The sequence below is a fragment of the bacterium genome, assembly GCA_040755795.1.
Lineage (GTDB): Bacteria > UBA9089 > CG2-30-40-21 > CG2-30-40-21 > SBAY01 > JBFLXS01.
This window is the reverse complement of record JBFLXS010000710.1, coordinates 1-1,272: the sequence shown is the minus strand read 5'-3', so window position 1 is coordinate 1,272 and position 1,272 is coordinate 1. Positions and strand designations below refer to the sequence as shown.

Below are 1,272 nucleotides of genomic sequence, written 5' to 3'. Positions count from 1 at the left end.
TTAGTAGAGCAGCATAAAGTATAAAGCGACTAAAGTCATCCAAAGAAGTTATGAGATACCATTTTTCTTTAGCTGGAGGCGACCATAAATGATAAGAGCAATCGTGTTGAATCAATTCCCCTGCATAATTGGTTAATACTTGACGGTCATGGGTTGATTTTTTAGGTTTTTTTCCCAAATAGAAACCATTGTTTTTAGCTCTATTGATAATGGTAGGCAAGGAGACCTTTTGTTGATACTCAGTCTCTAACCGGTCTTTGATATAGGTATAGTTATAAGATTTAAGAGGCACCTCTTTATTGTCAATAAGCTCTTTTTCAATCTTTAGCTCTTTGATGATATTTTCTTCAATGCCTGGCTGTATCTTTCGAGTTTTAATCTTTCTGGCATATTGAATTGAAAATAAATCAGGGGCATTACGATAATTTTTTATTAAGGCAAAGAATCTTACCTTACCAATATCCAGAATTTTCTGAAGATACCTTTTTCCAAGTTCCTTTTTTAGATAGCGTTCAATTAGTTCTTTGACCTCATTATCCGTGAATTTCTTATGCAATTGTGTCATATCAAAAACCTCCTTTTTGTTTTAGATTATATTAAATTATAGCAGATATAGAGTCCTTGGTAAAGAGCTAAGATGGTAGATAGTGTGAGACAATTGATGCTCTTATGGATAAGTTAATGGACAGTCCAACTAAGTCATTCATCTCTAAGATGATAAAATGTCATTCATTATCTAATCTTAGGCTAAATAAGTCCTAACTTCCGGTCATTAAAGCTATGGTGGGAAACTTATCCACAATCCTCAGCCTGGGAATTATAGCGGTTATTAACTGGAAGTTTACATAGGATAATACCCATAAATAAGGCATGAGAATAATCGTTCCGTTAGGAACATAATATCGGTAGGAATAGATAGACAAATCAATCAGTTCCGTAGATGGTAGAAAATTTATGGAAAGCCATTTACCGATATATTGTCCCTATGGGACATTAAATGAAGGATGAGGTAGAATTCTCGGGATGGTTCATTTTTGTTTGAAAGATTGCGGATTGAAATTAGAAATTGGAAATTGGAAATTAGGGAGAGAGACAAAAGCCCAATTTCTAATTTCTAATTTCCAACAAAAATCATAGGGAAAACGATAAAATGAACCGTCCCTAATTGTCTAAAAATATAGAGAGTTATAGCACTAATTTGACATAGTCTAGCAATGGTTTGTGCATAACTTGTTAATTCACTACGAGTAGTTAGGAGTATTTAATTCTAAG

At 33.4% G+C, this 1,272-nt stretch carries 1 protein-coding gene; it reads right to left on the bottom strand.

Annotation, left to right across the window (positions count from 1 at the left end; all coding sequences use genetic code 11):
• Positions 1 to 565: hypothetical protein (locus tag AB1414_21115; GenBank protein ID MEW6609913.1), on the bottom strand; the 565-nt coding region annotated here is incomplete at its 3' end.
• Positions 566 to 1,272: the final 707 nt, after the last annotated feature.